Raw genomic sequence first — 14,096 nt, forward strand, 5'->3', positions numbered from 1 at the left:
GGGATGTGCGGGGAGTGGCAGGAAACCACCCCCGAGGACTTGACGGCAGGAACCGGACGGCGCAAGATGCTCGGTGCGGGAGGGCATCCGCCGGAGACTTTTCGAAGTTTTGCGACCCAACGCCGGAGGCGTTGTGCGGACGTCCCTCCCGACCAACCTCGGACAGGGCCAGCGGAAATCCGCTGGCCCTGTCACCGTTCCCGGGCCAGGATCGCCGCCATGGGCCTGACCGTCACCCCGCTCGATCCCGCCGACCGACCCACGCTCGACGCGGCGTACCGGATCGCGGAGGCGGCCCGCGCCATCGACGAACCGGACCTGCCGCCGACCTGCCGGCGGCGGTTCGAGGCACTGCTGCGGCACCCGATGCCCGGCATCGACGGGCGCTGGGCCGTCGCCCGCCTCGACGGGGTGCCCCTCGGCTGGCTCCGGCTGCACCTGCACACGCTGGAGAACACCGAGAACGCCAGCGTCGAGCTGGTGGTCGACCCGGCCCACCGCCGTCGCGGGATCGGGCGGGTGCTGCACGAACACGGCCTGCGCCTGCTGCGGGAGCACGGCGGCAAACGGCTTGTCGGCTCCACCGCCGCCGCGCTGCCCGGCCAGGAAGAGCGGGAATTCCCGGGCGCGGCGTTCGCCGCCGCCATGGGCGCGAAGGCGGCGAACGCCGACGTCCGCCGCCGGCTCGACGTGACCGCGCTCAACCGGTCCCGGCTGGCCACGCTGTCGGCCGAGGCCCGCGCGGCGGCCACCGGCTACCGGACGGTGCACTGGCGCGACCATGTGCCCGAGGAGTACGCCTCGGACGTCGCCCACCTGGAGGGCCGGCTGCTGCTCGACGCGCCCATGGGGGAGCTGGCATGGGAACAGCAGAGGATGGACGCGCAGCGGAAGCGGGGCGTGGAGCGGGCGCTCGACGCCCGGGGCATGCGCCGCTACAACACCGGCGCGGTGCACGAGGCGTCCGGCCGGCTCGTCGGCTGGAGCCAGCTCAGCCTCGACGCCAGCAGCACCGAGCACGCCTGGCAGCAGATCACCATCGTCGACTCCGGCCACCGCGGCCACCGGCTCGGCCTGCTCTGCAAGACCACCAACCTGGCGTACGCGCTGGACCACGAACCGGCGCTGCGAAACGTCGACACCTGGAACGCCGCCGCCAACGCCCACATGATCGCGATCAACGAACAGCTCGGTTTCCGCCCGGCGGCCGGCTCCGTCGACTGGCAGTTGACCATCTGAGTTGTGACACGCCCCTACTGATCTGGTGCCTTTCTGTTGCATGATGGCGGGCATGACGGAGACCCCGCACCCCCTGTACGACAGGCACGCCGAAACCCTCGACCGGGCGCTGACCGCGATCACGGAGCGCGGGTACTGGTCCGCCTATCCCGAGTCGCCCAGCCCCCGGGTGTACGGCGAGACCGCAGCCGCCGACGGCAAGGCCGCCTTCGAGGCGTACCTGGGTGGCGACTTCCCGCTCGACCAGGCCGCTGACGGCACCACCGTCGCCACCGAGGCCAGCCCGTTCGGGGTGTCGCTGGACGTGCGCTACCCGCACGCCGGCGCCGACGAACTGGTGGCCGCCGCCACCGCCGCGCTCCCGGCCTGGCGCGACGCCGGCCCGAAGGCCCGGGCCGGGGTCTGCCTGGAGATCCTCGACCGCCTCCACCGGAACATCTTCGAGCTGGCCAACGCCGTGCAGTTCACGAGCGGCCAGGCGTTCGTGATGGCGTTCCAGGCCGGCGGCGCGCACGCGCTGGACCGCGCCCTGGAGGCGGTCGCCTACGCGTACGCGGAGATGACCCGCCATCCGGGGACGGCCGGCTGGGAGAAGGCCGCCGGCAAGGGCGACCCGCTGCGGATGACCAAGACGTTCCACGTGGTGCCGCGCGGGGTGGCGCTCGTCATCGGCTGCAACACGTTCCCGACCTGGAACTCGTACCCCGGGTTGTTCGCCTCGCTCGTCACCGGCAACCCGGTGCTGGTGAAGCCGCACCCGCGGGCCGTGCTGCCACTGGCGATCACCGTGCGGTACGCCCGCCAGGTGCTCGCCGAGGCCGGCTTCGACCCGAACCTGGTGCAGCTCGCTCCCGAGGCCGCAGGCGAGAAGCTCGCCTCGACGCTGGCCCTGCACCCGGCCGTCAAGATCGTCGACTTCACCGGCTCCACCGAGTACGGCGACTGGCTGGAGGCGAACGCCCGGCAGGCCGCCGTCTACACCGAGAAGGCCGGCCTGAACACGGTGGTGATCGACTCCACCGACGACTTCGCCGGGCTCTGCCGCAACCTCGGCTTCACGCTGACGCTCTACAGCGGTCAGATGTGCACCACCTCGCAGAACCTGCTGATCCCGCGCGACGGCATCGACACCGACCAGGGGCACAAGAGTTTCGACGAGGTGGCCGCCGGCATCGCCGGCGCGGTCGGCAAGCTGACCGCCGACCCGGCCCGGGGTGTCGAGCTGACCGGCGCGATCGTCAACGACGGGGTGCTGGAGCGCCTCGACGAGATCGCCAAGGTCGGTGAGCCGGTGCTGGAGTCCCGCACCGTCGAGCACCCGTCCTTCCCGGGCGCCGTGGTGCGTACGCCGACCGTGGTCAAGCTGGACGCCGGCGACACCGCGACCTACGGGCGGGAGTGGTTCGGGCCGATCTCGTTCGCCATCGCGACCGACTCGACCGAGCACAGCCTGCGCATCCTGCGCGAGACGGTGGGGGAGAAGGGCGCGTTGACCGCGGCCGTCTACTCCACCGACGAGGCGGTGCTGGACGCGGCCGAGGCGGCGGCGGTCGACGCCGGGGTGCACCTGTCCTGCAACCTGACCGGCGGCGTCTTCGTCAACCAGTCGGCGGCGTTCTCCGACTTCCACGGCTCGGGCGCGAACCCCGCGGCGAACTCCGCCCTGACCGACGGCGCATACGTGGCAAACCGCTTCCGCGTCGTGCAGTCACGCCGCCACGCGTGAAAGGCGGGGCCCCTGCTTAACGCATTCGGTAGAGGAGGGGCCCCCTTTTAACACTCCACCGGGGTCAGGCCGGGCGACGCATCTGGAGTTCGCGCAGGGTGGGGATGCGCGGGTGCGGGACGCGTACCCCGGTGTCGGTGAAGCCCAGCTTCTGGTAGGCCCGGCAGGCGCGGTCGTTGCCGACCACCACCTCCATCATCAGCTCGGGCCGCCCGCACGCCCGGGACCAGGCCGCCACCTCGTCCACGAGCGCGGCGAGCAGCCCGGTGCCCCGCCGGGCCGGGGTCACGTAGACCGCGTAGACGAGCGTCAGGCCCGGCTCGTCCGGCGCGGCCGTGCCGCCGGCGTGGCCGACGAGGCGACCGCCCGGGTCGGCGACGAACTGGGCGGTGTGATCGCCCCGGGAGACCGCCGCGACCCGGGCCGCGAAGTCCGCGTGCGGCCGGGCGGCGGCCTCGGCGACGGTCTCCAGGAAGGCCAGCGGGGCGTCGGCAAGCATCTCCAGCCGGAGCGCCCGCATCCGGGCGGCGTCCTCCGGGCGGATCCGGCGGACCGTGGTCGGGGCGGGCGCGCTGGTCATGCCGCATACATACCGGACCGGTCCGGTGATGGCGCCGCCGGGTGCCCGGCGCGGTCCGGAATGCGCCCGATTTGTGGTCGTGCGCGGTCGTCACTCCTCGTGTAGCGTGCGATTTCGGTCACCGATTCAGCGGCCGTCGCCGATCGCCGAAACGGTGCGCCGCCGGTGCCGGTCCGCCGGTCTCCGGGTCTTGGGACGCCGCGCAGAGTGAGGAAGTGCACCGTGGCACAGGGCACCGTGAAGTGGTTCAACGCCGAAAAGGGCTACGGCTTCATCGCCGTCGACGGCGGGCAGGATGTCTTCGTCCACTTCTCCGCGATCGAGATGGACGGCTACAAGGCGCTTGAGGACGGCCAGCGGGTCGAGTTCGAGATCGCCCAGGGGCAGAAGGGTCCGCAGGCCGAACGCGTTCACGTCATCTGATCATCGGCGGTCGCCCCCGCGCGGCCGAACCATCCCCCGACCGGGGCTGCGGTGCGGCCCCGCACCGTGGAAGATCATGAGCCGTTCCAGCCGTCGCCGCTGAGGAGGGCCCATGTCCGAGCTGCCCCCGTCGGGTGCCGAACCGGTGCCCCCGGTCGACCCGACCCGGCCCCCGTCGCCGCCCGCCGACCCATGGGCCCCCGCCGACCCGTGGGCCGGCCCGGCCGCCGACCAGCCCGGCCCGGCCGCCGCCGACCCGTGGCCCGGCCCGGCCGCCGCCGACCAGCCCGGCTCGTACCCGGCCGTGCCACACCAGCCCGGCTCGTACCCGGCCGTGCCACACCAGCCCGGGTACGGCCTGCCCTCGGGCTCCGGGCCGCAGGGCACCCCGCCGGGCTGGCCTGCACCGCAGGGCACCCCGCCCTCGGGCTCCCCGCCGGACGGCGCTCCGCCGTCGGCCTTCGCGCCGGACGGCACTCCGCCTGGCTGGTCCGGGCCGCAGGGCACTCCGCCTGGCTGGTCCGGGCCGCAGGGCACTCCGCCTGGCTGGTCCGGGCCGCAGGGCACCCCGCCCGGGTGGTCCGCGCCGCAGGGCGCTCCGTCCGGCTGGTCCGCGCCGCAGGGCGCTCCGCCTGGGTGGCACTGGCCGGCGGCCGGGGCGCCCGGTTCGGCGTACCCCGGTCACCCGATGCCCGGGGCGGCGTACCCCGCGTGGCCGATGCCCGGCGGTCATCCCGGCTGGTATCCCGGTCTCGACCCGCAGGACCCGCTTGTCACCCCGCCGCACGCGGGGGTGGGGGGTTGGTTCGCGCGGTGTGCCGGCGCGGTCCGGCGGGGCTGGCGGCACCTGGTGCCGATCATGCTGCTCACCCAGGCCGTACCGGCTGCGGTGATCTCCGTCGTCTCGCTGTTCCTCGTCCCCACCGATCAGATGGCGGCCGGTCCGGACGGCGCGCCGGTGCTGCCGGACGGTTACCTGGAGCAGACGCTCGCGTTCTACGGCGTGGTGCTGCTGGCCACCCTGGTCTTCGGCCCGCTCCAGGCTGTCGGCTGGGCCGCCGGCACCTGGGTGGTCGCGCGGCAGGCGGCCGGTGCGCCGGTGGGTCTGGGCGGCGCGTTCCGGTACGGGGCGCGCCGCGCGCTCGGTCTCTGGGGCTGGACGATCGTCGCCTCGCTGCTGATCACGTTCGGTGCCTGCTTCTGTCTGCTGCCGGGCGTGTACGCCGGGTTCGCGGTCGCGTTGTTCGGGCCGGTCCACCTGTTCGAGCGGCAGGATCCGATCGGCCGGTCGTGGCGGTTGTTCCATCGGAGCTTCGGCATGGTGCTGGGCCGGGTGGCGCTCGTGGCGTGCGCGCTGCTCGCGGCGGCGGTGCTGGACGTCGTGGTGGGCGCGGTGAGCGGCGCGGTGTTCGGTGCCGATCCGACGACCGCGCCGGGCACCACGGTCGGGGCGGTGGCGCTGGCCGTGGTGGGTGCCGCGCTCGCCGCGCCGGCCTACCTGGCGCAGCTCGTCGGGCTGGTCGTCGCGTACGCCGAGCAGCGGGCGCAGGAAGGCCCGGTGAACGCGGCCCGGCTGGCGGCGGAACTCGGCTGACCGGCGCTGTCGTGCTTGCACTCGGCTAGGGAGAGTGCTAAACAAGTCATTGGCACTCGCGTACGGTGAGTGCCAATGGTCGGGGCGGTAGGGCCACGGCCGCACCGGTGTCCGAAGGGGCGCCGGAGTGGCACGGGGCCGGTCGTCGCGGGCTGTCCGGCCCGACCGAGGAGGACGTCGTCGTCGCCAGGTGGCGACGTCCCCAAGGTGCGTACACCAGACGGCCCACCCGGGCATCCGGGTGGCCCGTGAGTGTCCAGGAGGACAACGCCGTATGGCCAAGATGATCGCGTTCGACGAAGAGGCGCGCCGCGGCCTCGAGCGGGGCATGAACCAGCTCGCCGACGCCGTGAAGGTGACGCTCGGCCCGAGGGGCCGCAACGTCGTGCTCGAGAAGAAGTGGGGTGCCCCCACCATCACCAACGATGGTGTGAGCATCGCCAAGGAGATCGAGCTCGAGGACCCGTACGAGAAGATCGGCGCCGAGCTGGTCAAGGAGGTCGCGAAGAAGACCGACGACGTTGCCGGTGACGGCACGACGACGGCGACCGTCCTGGCCCAGGCTCTCGTCCGTGAGGGCCTGCGCAACGTGGCCGCCGGCGCCAACCCGATGGCCCTGAAGCGGGGCATCGAGGCCGCCGTCTCCAGCGTCTCGGAGGAGCTGCTCAAGCTCGCCAAGGACGTGGAGACCAAGGAGCAGATCGCCTCCACCGCCTCCATCTCCGCCGCTGACCCCAGCGTCGGTGAGATCATCGCCGAGGCGATGGACAAGGTGGGCAAGGAAGGCGTCATCACCGTCGAGGAGAGCAACACCTTCGGCCTGGAGCTTGAGCTCACCGAGGGCATGCGCTTCGACAAGGGCTACATCTCCGCCTACTTCATGACCGACCCGGAGCGTATGGAGGCCGTCTTCGACGACCCCTACATCCTGATCGTCAACAGCAAGATCTCGTCGGTGAAGGACCTGCTCCCGATCCTGGAGAAGGTCATGCAGTCGGGCAAGCCGCTGCTGATCATCGCCGAGGACCTGGAGGGCGAGGCCCTGGCCACCCTGGTGGTCAACAAGGTCCGGGGCACCTTCAAGTCGGTCGCCGTCAAGGCGCCGGGCTTCGGTGACCGCCGCAAGGCCATGCTGACCGACATCGCCATCCTCACCGGTGGCCAGGTCATCAGCGAGGAGGTCGGCCTCAAGCTGGACGCCGTCAACCTCGACATGCTGGGCCACGCCCGTAAGGTCGTGGTGACCAAGGACGAGACCACCATCGTCGACGGCGCCGGTGACGCCGACCAGATCCAGGGTCGGGTCAACCAGATCCGGGCCGAGATCGACAAGAGCGACTCCGACTACGACCGGGAGAAGCTGCAGGAGCGTCTGGCCAAGCTGGCCGGCGGTGTTGCGGTGATCAAGGTCGGCGCGGCCACCGAGGTCGAGCTGAAGGAGCGCAAGCACCGCATCGAGGACGCCGTCCGCAACGCGAAGGCCGCCGTCGAGGAGGGCATCGTCCCGGGTGGTGGCGTCGCGCTGGTGCAGGCCGGCAAGACCGCCTTCGACAAGCTGGACCTGGCCGGCGACGAGGCGACCGGCGCGCAGATCGTCAAGATCGCGCTGGACGCCCCGCTGCGGCAGATCGCCGTCAACGCCGGCCTCGAGGGTGGCGTCGTCGTCGAGCGGGTGCGCAACCTCGACCCGGGTCACGGCCTCAACGCCGCGTCCGGCGAGTACGTGGACCTGCTGGCCGCGGGCATCATCGACCCGGCCAAGGTGACTCGTTCCGCACTGCAGAACGCCGCCTCGATCGCCGCGCTGTTCCTCACCACCGAGGCCGTCGTGGCGGACAAGCCGGAGAAGACCCCGGCCGCCCCGGCCGGCCCGGGTGGCGGGGAGATGGACTTCTGAGTCCAGCTTCACCAGTACGCCGAGAAGGGGCGGGCCGCGTCAGCGGTCCGCCCCTTCCGCGTACGCGCTCAGGTGGGCAGCGGGCGTTGGTTGCGTCGCTTGTGCGCCCGGTCGTAGGGCGGCAGCAGCCGCCTGGGCTCGTCCACCGGCTGCCGTGACTCCTCCTCGGCCGGCTGGTCGGCGGCGGCCTGCTCGGCGTCGCCGAGGTCGAGTCGATCGGCGATCCGCTCCCCGGTCGGTGCGAAGTCGTCGGTCCGTTCGTCATCCGTGGTCATGCGCCGCCTCCTCTGCTCCTCGACGGTAGGGCCGATCGGTCACCAGGGCGGCCGAACGGCGTTATGCCCCATTTCGGGCTGCCTGCACCGCCGCGTACGCATCGACCAGGCCCGCGCCGACCGTGTCCCGGGTGCCGCCGCACGTCCCGCCGGCCGGCACCGTGGCCGGGGTGGCGGTCTCGGTGAGGATCCGCCGGGTCCGGTCCAGGTCCCCGATCAGCGCCGGGTTCGCCGACCACATCAGCGCCACCACACCCGCCACCTGCGGCGTCGCCATCGAGGTGCCGTCGAGGGTGGCGTACCCACCGCCGGGGAACGCCGACGGCACGGCCGCGCCGGGCGCCACCAGGTCGGGTTTCGCGACGCCCCCGGTCGGGCCCCGGCTGGAGAACTCGGTGAGCCGGCGGGAACGGTCGACCGCGCCGACCGTGAGCACGTCCGGGTACGGCGCCGGCGGGTCGTTGAGCGAACCGCAGGACGGGCCCTCGTTGCCGGCGGCGGCCACCACCAGGATGCCGGCGGCGGCGAGCGCGGCGGTCGCCGGACGCAGCGCACCCGCGTCGCACCCCTCCAGCGGCGGGCAGCCCCACGAGTTGGTGAGCACGTCCGGCGCGCGTTGCGGCCGACCGTCGGTGAACGGGTCACCGCCGGGCGGGAACGGGGCCAGCATGAACTGGAGGCAGTCGAGATAGCGGGCCGGGTTACCGAGGTTGCGGTCCAGGTTGACGCAGCCGACCCAGCTCGCTCCCGGGGCCACCCCGATCCCGCCGCGCCCCACCGCGCTGCCGAGCGTGTGGGTGCCGTGGCCGCCCCGGTCGGCCGGCGCGCGGCGGTGCTCCCACGGGTCGTACCAGGAGTCGTCGCCGCCCCGGAAACCGGCGGCAAGCGCCGGGTGCCCCCCGTCCACGCCGGAGTCCGAGCTGCCCACCACCACGCCGGCGCCGGTGACGCCCAGCTCCGACCAGACCCGGTCCGCGCCGATCAGCGACACGTTCCAGGTCGGGCCGGTCGGCGCCGGAGTGTCGCCGCGGGCCGGCGGCGCCGCCGCGGGCAGCGGGCGCGGACGCTGGTCCACGAGGACCCGGGCCACCTCGGGGCGGCCGGAGAGCCAGGCCCGCACCGCCGGGCCGCCGTCCGTCTCGATCGCGTTGACCAGGTAGTAGGGCGTCGGGTCGAGACGCAACCGGGTCAGCGTGCGGCGCAGGTCGCCCTGGGTGCGCTCGGCGGTCGCCACCAACCGCCGGTAGACCTCGGCGGCCCGGGCGTCCCGACCGGCCCGACCGGGCCCGCCGGCCGGGAGGCCGCTCAGGTCGGCCTGCTCGCGCAGCACCACGAACAGCCGTTCGCCGTACAGCCCCGGCTGGCCGGGCACCACGTACACCACCGCCACGGCGGCCAGCAGGGCCCCGGCGGCCAGCCCGGCCACGCCCCGCCGGGGAGCGCGGGCGTGGGGGCGGGCGAGCAGCACGCCGTACCCGACGGCGAGCAGGACCGCGACGGCGAACGCGGCGCCGGTGCCGACCGCGACCCAGAACGGCACGTCGCGGCCGGTGGCCAACAGCAGGCTGATCTCCTCCGGGTCGGTGAACGCCAGCGGACCGGCCAACGCCAGGCCGACCAGCCAGCGCACCGGGGCCGGCCCGGCCGACCGGCCGGCGTGCCGGGCCGCGGCCTCCAGCGCGCCGAGCACGAAGCCGAGCGGCGGCAGCAGGACCAGGCCCGGCAACTGGGCGCCGGACTGCCCGGCGCCGGCTGCCAGCAGCGCCAGCGTCACCCCGGCGACCAGGCCGCCGACGAGCACCAGCCGGGCCGGCCGGACCGTGGTCCCACCGGCGAGCCCGGCCCAGAACCGGGGGCCGAGCAGCACCCCCGCCAGCACGCCGAGCGCGGCGGCGGCCAGCGCGGCGAGCAGCGTCTCCAACGCCCCACCCAGCGCGCCCACCCAGGTCCAGGGCAGCAGCGCGGCCAGCCCGGCGGCGATCGCCAGCAGCGCCACCGCGCCGGGCCGCCGGCCGCCGCGGGTCTCACCCTCCGCATCCGAACCCGGGGGTACGCCGGGCGGCGCGTCCGGCGGGACCGGCCGGCGGCGGGCGAGCCGGTCGACGGCGAGCGCGAGCAGCACGGCGGTGACCGCCAGCGCGGCCAGGTACGCCTCGTGGTGCACCGGCGGCAGCGTCCGCAGCAGCGTCGCCGCGCCGAGCGCGACCGCGCCGCCGGTCCACGCCCGCCCGGCCGCCCGCACCGCCGGGGAGCGGGGGGCCAGCGCCAGCGCCAGCGCGGGCCCGCCGACGAGCAGCATGGTGACCACGGCCACCACCGGCCAGGTCGCCACCGCCCGGTCCATCCCGAGGACCAGCAGCACCTGGTCGACAAGCCAGCCGGTGACCTGGCCGGGCACGGTGACGAGCACCGCCCAGACGCCGGTCGCCACCGCCGCCACGACCGGCCACGGCCCGGCCTCGCGCGGCGGTGGCGGGGGTACGGGAACAGCGGGCGGGCCGGTCAGCATGGTCATCACGGTACGGCCGGGACGTGTCGTCGTGGCGGGGGGACGGCTACCGTGGACGGGTGCGTGACCCCAACGTCTCCCGATCCGTGGCCGGACAGCTCTCCGCCGAGCGCCGCGCCGACGACCTGCGCCGGCTGCGCGCCGAGCGGTTCGACGTGCTGATCATCGGCGGTGGGGTGACCGGGGCGGGCGCCGCGCTCGACGCCGCGTCCCGAGGGCTGAAGGTCGCCCTGGTGGAGGCGCGCGACTACGCCGCCGGCACCTCCAGCCGATCCAGCAAGCTGATCCACGGTGGCCTGCGCTACCTGGAGCAGTTGGAGTTCCACCTGGTGCACGAGGCGCTCACCGAACGCGGCCTGCTCGCCACCCGGCTCGCACCGCACCTGGTCCGCCCGGTGCCGATCCTGGTGCCGCTGCCCACCTCCGGCGGCGTCCGCGACCTGCCCCGACGTGTCCTCCGCCGCTCCTACTACGGCCTCGGCGTGGCCGCGTACGACGCGTTCGCCGGGGTGTTCGGCGGCGGGCGCGGCATGCCGATGCACCGGCACCTGACCCGCGAGGGCGCGCGCCGGATCTTCCCCAGCCTGCGGCCGGACGCGCTGGCCGGGGCGATCCGCTACTACGACGGCCAGGTCGACGACGCCCGCCTGGTGGTGACGCTGGCCCGCACGGCGGCCAGCCTCGGTGCGACAGTGGTCAACAGCGCCCGGGCGGTCGGTCTGATCCGCCAGGCCCGCGAGGTGACCGGCGTGCGGGTGCGCGACCTGGAGGCGCCGGCCGGCTCGCCGGATGCCGAGTTCGAGGTACGCGCGCGTACCGTGATCGCCGCGACCGGGGTGTGGAGCGACGACATGTCGCGGATGCTCAACGACGTCGGGCTGCGCCCCGGCCTGCGGGTGCGGGCCTCGAAGGGCGTGCACCTCGTGGTCCCCCGGTCGGCGATCGTCGGCGAGACCGGGCTGATCCTGCGCACCCCGACGAGCGTGCTCTTCGTCATCCCGTGGGGCGGCCACTGGATCATCGGCACCACGGACACCGACTGGCAGCTCGACCGTTCCCACCCGGCCGCCACCGCGCGCGACATCGACTACCTGTTGGAGCAGGTCAACCTCGTGCTGGACCGGCCGCTCACCACCGCCGACATCGAGGGCGTCTACGCCGGGCTGCGCCCGCTGCTCTCCGGCGAGGCGGACTCCACCTCCAAGCTCTCCCGGGAGCACGCCGTGGTCGAGCCGATGCTCGGCCTGCTGCTGGTGGCCGGCGGGAAGTACACGACGTACCGGGTGATGGCCTCCGACGTGGTCGACCACGCGGTGCACCGCCTCGGCCGGACCCGCCCGTCGCGCACCGCCGACCTGCCGCTGCTCGGCGCGGACGGCTACGCCGCGATGTGGCGGGACCGGGCTGACCTGGCCCGCCGGCACGGGGTGCCGGTCGGGGTGGTCGAGCACCTGCTGGAGCGCTACGGCAGCCTCACCCTCGACGTGCTCGCCCTGGTCGACGCGGACCCGCTACTCGGCTCGCCGCTGGCCGGCGCGCCGGAATACCTCGCCGCGGAGGTGACGTACGCGGCCCGGGCCGAAGGCGCGTTGCACGTCGAGGACGTGCTCACCCGGCGTACCCGGATCTCCATCGAGACCAGCCACCGCGGCCTGGAGTCGGCGGAGCACGCCGCGGAGCTGATGGGCGCGGTGCTCGGCTGGGACGCCGCGACCCGGGCCCGGGAGGTGGCCCACTACCGGGCGCGGGTGGAGGCCGAGCGGGAGTCGCAGCTCATGCCGGACGACATCGCGGCCGACGCGGCGCGCCTCGGCGCGCCCGACGTGCGCGGCTTCGCCGCCGACCGGGCAGCTCACCCCGCTGAGCAAACTGGAGCCGCACCGACTGGTCAGTAGGGTAGTGCGCCCTACCTACGGAAGTGTAGGTTTCCCGCGTGGTTCGCCCATCCTGGACGCGCGTCTCCGCCCTGTCCGTCGGCGTGCTGCTGGTGACCGTCCTGACCGGCTGCTCGCTTTTCGACCGGCCGGGGAGCGCCAGCTACCCCGATCAGCAGGGTTCGGCCACACCGACACCGGTCGGTAGGCGTGTCAGCCTGGTGCAGCGGCTCGGCGGTGACGGCCCGGTCCGCACGCTCGACGTGGAGCCGACCGGGCGGTGGCAGTGCCGCGACTGCGCCGGCGACGGAGTCGACGCGACAGGCGCGTTGAACCCCGAGCAGACGTCCCGGTTGCAGAAGATGCTCGACGACCCGGCGCTGGCCGGGGAGACCGACGAGGTCCGGCGTTACCGGCAGCTCTGCATCGGCGCGCTGACCTCGACGCTGCTCATCCCGCCGGGGCTGACCATCACCATTCAGGACTGTCCCGGTGAGCCGGAGCCGCCGGTGGCGTACGAGGTGCTGCTGCTGCTCACCCAGGCCACGCCGGCGCAGGACAAGGGCTGAGTCAGACCACCTTGCCGGGGTTGAGCAGCCCGGCCGGGTCCAGCGCCGCCTTGATCGCCTGGTGCACCCGGACACCCACCGGGCCGATCTCCCGGGCCAGCCAGTCCCGCTTGAGCAGCCCGACGCCGTGTTCCCCGGTGCACGTGCCGCCCAACTCCAGGCCGAGCCGCATGATCTCGTCGAAGGCCCGCCGGCCGCGGTCCACGCTCGCCGGGTCGGCCCGGTCGACCACGATGTTGGGGTGCATGTTGCCGTCGCCGGCGTGCCCGACCACGCCGATCGGCACGTCGCACTCCGCGGCGATCCGGGCCACCCCGTCCAGCAGCTCGGCCAGCCGGCCGCGCGGCACCGCCACGTCGTCGATGACCAGGCCGCCGTTACCGCCCGGGGCGGCAACCGCGGCGAACCGTTCCATCGCGGGGTGGGCCAGCCGCCGGGCCTGGAGCAGGGCGGCGGCCTCGGTCGCGTCGGTGGCCACGTAGACCTCGTCGGCGCCGGCCGCGCGGCACACCTCGGCGATCCGGTCCAGGTCGCCGGCCGCCCGGTCGCCGGTGTCCACGGCCGCCAGCAGCAGCGCCTCCGCGTCGGTGCGCAACCCCATCGGCCGGTACGCCTCGATGGCCCGCAGGTGGGTCCGGTCCAGCAGCTCCAGCAGGCTCGGGGTGAGCCCCCGCTCGGCGATCCCGGCCACCGCGCCGCCGGCCGCCGCCGTGGTCGGGAAGACCGCCACCAGGGTCAGCGACGCCTCGGGCGCCGGGCGCAGCGCCACGGTCACCTCGGTGATCACACCGAGCGTGCCCTCCGAGCCGACGAAGAGCCGGGTCAGGTCGTACCCGGCGACGCCCTTGGCGGTACGCCGGCCGGTGCGCAGCACCTCGCCGGAGGCGAGCACCACCTCCAGGCCGAGCACGTACTCGCCGGTCACGCCGTACTTCACGCAGCACATGCCGCCGGCGTTGGTGGCCACGTTGCCGCCGACCGTGGACGACTCCCACGAGCCGGGGTCCGGCGGATACCACAACCCGTGCTCCCGCAAGGCTCCGGCCAGCGTCGCGTTGACCACGCCTGGCTGCACCACGGCGATGCGACCGACCGGGTCGACCTCGCGGATCCGGTCCATCGCCACGGTGCTCAGCACCATCGCGCCGGCCACCGCGTTCGCCGCGCCGGCCAGCCCGGTCCGCGCGCCCTGCGGCACCACTGGTACGCCGTGCCGGCCGGCCGCGCGCACCGCCGCCACCACCTGCCCGGTGTCGCGGGGGCGGACCACCACAAGCGGGGTGCCCGAGGCGCAGAGGTCGGCCTCGTCCCGCTCGTGGACGGCCAGCAGGTCCGGATCGGTGAGCACGGCGGGCCCGCCGAGCGCGGCCCGTAGTTCGTCGAGGAGGGGATGGGCGACCATGCCGGGAA

11 protein-coding genes are annotated in these 14,096 nt (G+C 74.3%); 7 read left to right on the forward strand and 4 right to left on the reverse strand.

Going from position 1 to position 14,096, the window contains the following annotated elements; genetic code table 11:
• Positions 1–219 precede the first annotated feature (219 nt).
• Both O7602_RS01120 and paaN read left to right on the forward strand, forming a co-directional pair.
• Positions 220–1,239 (forward strand): GNAT family N-acetyltransferase, encoded by a 1,020-nt coding sequence (locus tag O7602_RS01120; RefSeq protein WP_281586392.1) that lies wholly within the window; start codon positions 220–222, stop codon positions 1,237–1,239.
• Between the two features lie 52 nt (positions 1,240–1,291).
• The gene (gene paaN / locus O7602_RS01125) at positions 1,292–2,965 is read left to right on the forward strand and encodes a phenylacetic acid degradation protein PaaN (protein WP_281586393.1); all 1,674 of its coding nucleotides are present in this window, start codon (positions 1,292–1,294) and stop codon (positions 2,963–2,965) included.
• 64 nt (positions 2,966–3,029) lie between these two features.
• Here the strand turns inward: paaN and O7602_RS01130 are convergent, their stop codons facing one another.
• A complete protein-coding gene (locus O7602_RS01130; RefSeq protein WP_281586394.1) occupies positions 3,030–3,545 on the reverse strand; it encodes a GNAT family N-acetyltransferase in 516 nt (171 codons plus the stop codon).
• 222 nt (positions 3,546–3,767) lie between these two features.
• Here O7602_RS01130 and O7602_RS01135 point away from each other — a divergent pair, with 222 nt between their 5' ends.
• The 3 genes from O7602_RS01135 to groL all read left to right on the forward strand — a co-directional run bounded on the left by O7602_RS01135 (position 3,768) and on the right by groL (position 7,459).
• Positions 3,768–3,968 (forward strand): cold-shock protein, encoded by a 201-nt coding sequence (locus O7602_RS01135; RefSeq protein ID WP_281586395.1) that lies wholly within the window; start codon positions 3,768–3,770, stop codon positions 3,966–3,968.
• Between the two features lie 112 nt (positions 3,969–4,080).
• Positions 4,081–5,562 carry a hypothetical protein gene (locus O7602_RS01140; protein WP_281586396.1) on the forward strand — a complete coding sequence of 494 codons (1,482 nt, stop codon included), beginning with the start codon at positions 4,081–4,083 and terminating at the stop codon, positions 5,560–5,562.
• A 274-nt stretch (positions 5,563–5,836) separates the two neighbouring features.
• Positions 5,837–7,459 carry a chaperonin GroEL gene (gene groL / locus O7602_RS01145; protein WP_281586397.1) on the forward strand — a complete coding sequence of 541 codons (1,623 nt, stop codon included), beginning with the start codon at positions 5,837–5,839 and terminating at the stop codon, positions 7,457–7,459.
• Between the two features lie 68 nt (positions 7,460–7,527).
• Here the strand turns inward: groL and O7602_RS01150 are convergent, their stop codons facing one another.
• Positions 7,528–7,734 (reverse strand): hypothetical protein, encoded by a 207-nt coding sequence (locus tag O7602_RS01150; protein WP_281586398.1) that lies wholly within the window; start codon positions 7,732–7,734, stop codon positions 7,528–7,530.
• 61 nt (positions 7,735–7,795) lie between these two features.
• Positions 7,796–10,249, reverse strand: a complete 2,454-nt coding sequence (locus O7602_RS01155; protein ID WP_281586399.1) for a S8 family serine peptidase — start codon at positions 10,247–10,249, stop codon at positions 7,796–7,798.
• A 53-nt stretch (positions 10,250–10,302) separates the two neighbouring features.
• Between O7602_RS01155 and O7602_RS01160 the strand changes: the two genes are divergently transcribed.
• Both O7602_RS01160 and O7602_RS01165 read left to right on the forward strand, forming a co-directional pair.
• On the forward strand, positions 10,303–12,138 hold the full coding sequence (locus O7602_RS01160; protein WP_281586400.1) for a glycerol-3-phosphate dehydrogenase/oxidase: 1,836 nt from the start codon (positions 10,303–10,305) through the stop codon (positions 12,136–12,138).
• Between the two features lie 38 nt (positions 12,139–12,176).
• On the forward strand, positions 12,177–12,686 hold the full coding sequence (locus O7602_RS01165; RefSeq protein ID WP_281586401.1) for a hypothetical protein: 510 nt from the start codon (positions 12,177–12,179) through the stop codon (positions 12,684–12,686).
• Position 12,687: 1 nt separating this feature from the next.
• Here the strand turns inward: O7602_RS01165 and O7602_RS01170 are convergent, their stop codons facing one another.
• Positions 12,688–14,088, reverse strand: a complete 1,401-nt coding sequence (locus O7602_RS01170) for an FAD-linked oxidase C-terminal domain-containing protein (RefSeq protein WP_281586402.1) — start codon at positions 14,086–14,088, stop codon at positions 12,688–12,690.
• Positions 14,089–14,096 lie beyond the last annotated feature (8 nt).

The sequence above is a fragment of the Micromonospora sp. WMMD1128 genome (genome assembly GCF_027497235.1).
Lineage (GTDB): Bacteria > Actinomycetota > Actinomycetes > Mycobacteriales > Micromonosporaceae > Micromonospora.

Coding starts and splice junctions, on each gene's coding strand:
- O7602_RS01120 (WP_281586392.1), top strand. CDS start 220: ATGGGCCTGACCGTCACCCCGCTCGATCCCGCCGACCGACCCACGCTC.
- paaN (WP_281586393.1), top strand. CDS start 1,292: ATGACGGAGACCCCGCACCCCCTGTACGACAGGCACGCCGAAACCCTC.
- O7602_RS01130 (WP_281586394.1), bottom strand. CDS start 3,545: ATGACCAGCGCGCCCGCCCCGACCACGGTCCGCCGGATCCGCCCGGAG.
- O7602_RS01140 (WP_281586396.1), top strand. CDS start 4,081: ATGTCCGAGCTGCCCCCGTCGGGTGCCGAACCGGTGCCCCCGGTCGAC.
- groL (WP_281586397.1), top strand. CDS start 5,837: ATGGCCAAGATGATCGCGTTCGACGAAGAGGCGCGCCGCGGCCTCGAG.
- O7602_RS01150 (WP_281586398.1), bottom strand. CDS start 7,734: ATGACCACGGATGACGAACGGACCGACGACTTCGCACCGACCGGGGAG.
- O7602_RS01155 (WP_281586399.1), bottom strand. CDS start 10,249: ATGACCATGCTGACCGGCCCGCCCGCTGTTCCCGTACCCCCGCCACCG.
- O7602_RS01170 (WP_281586402.1), bottom strand. CDS start 14,088: ATGGTCGCCCATCCCCTCCTCGACGAACTACGGGCCGCGCTCGGCGGG.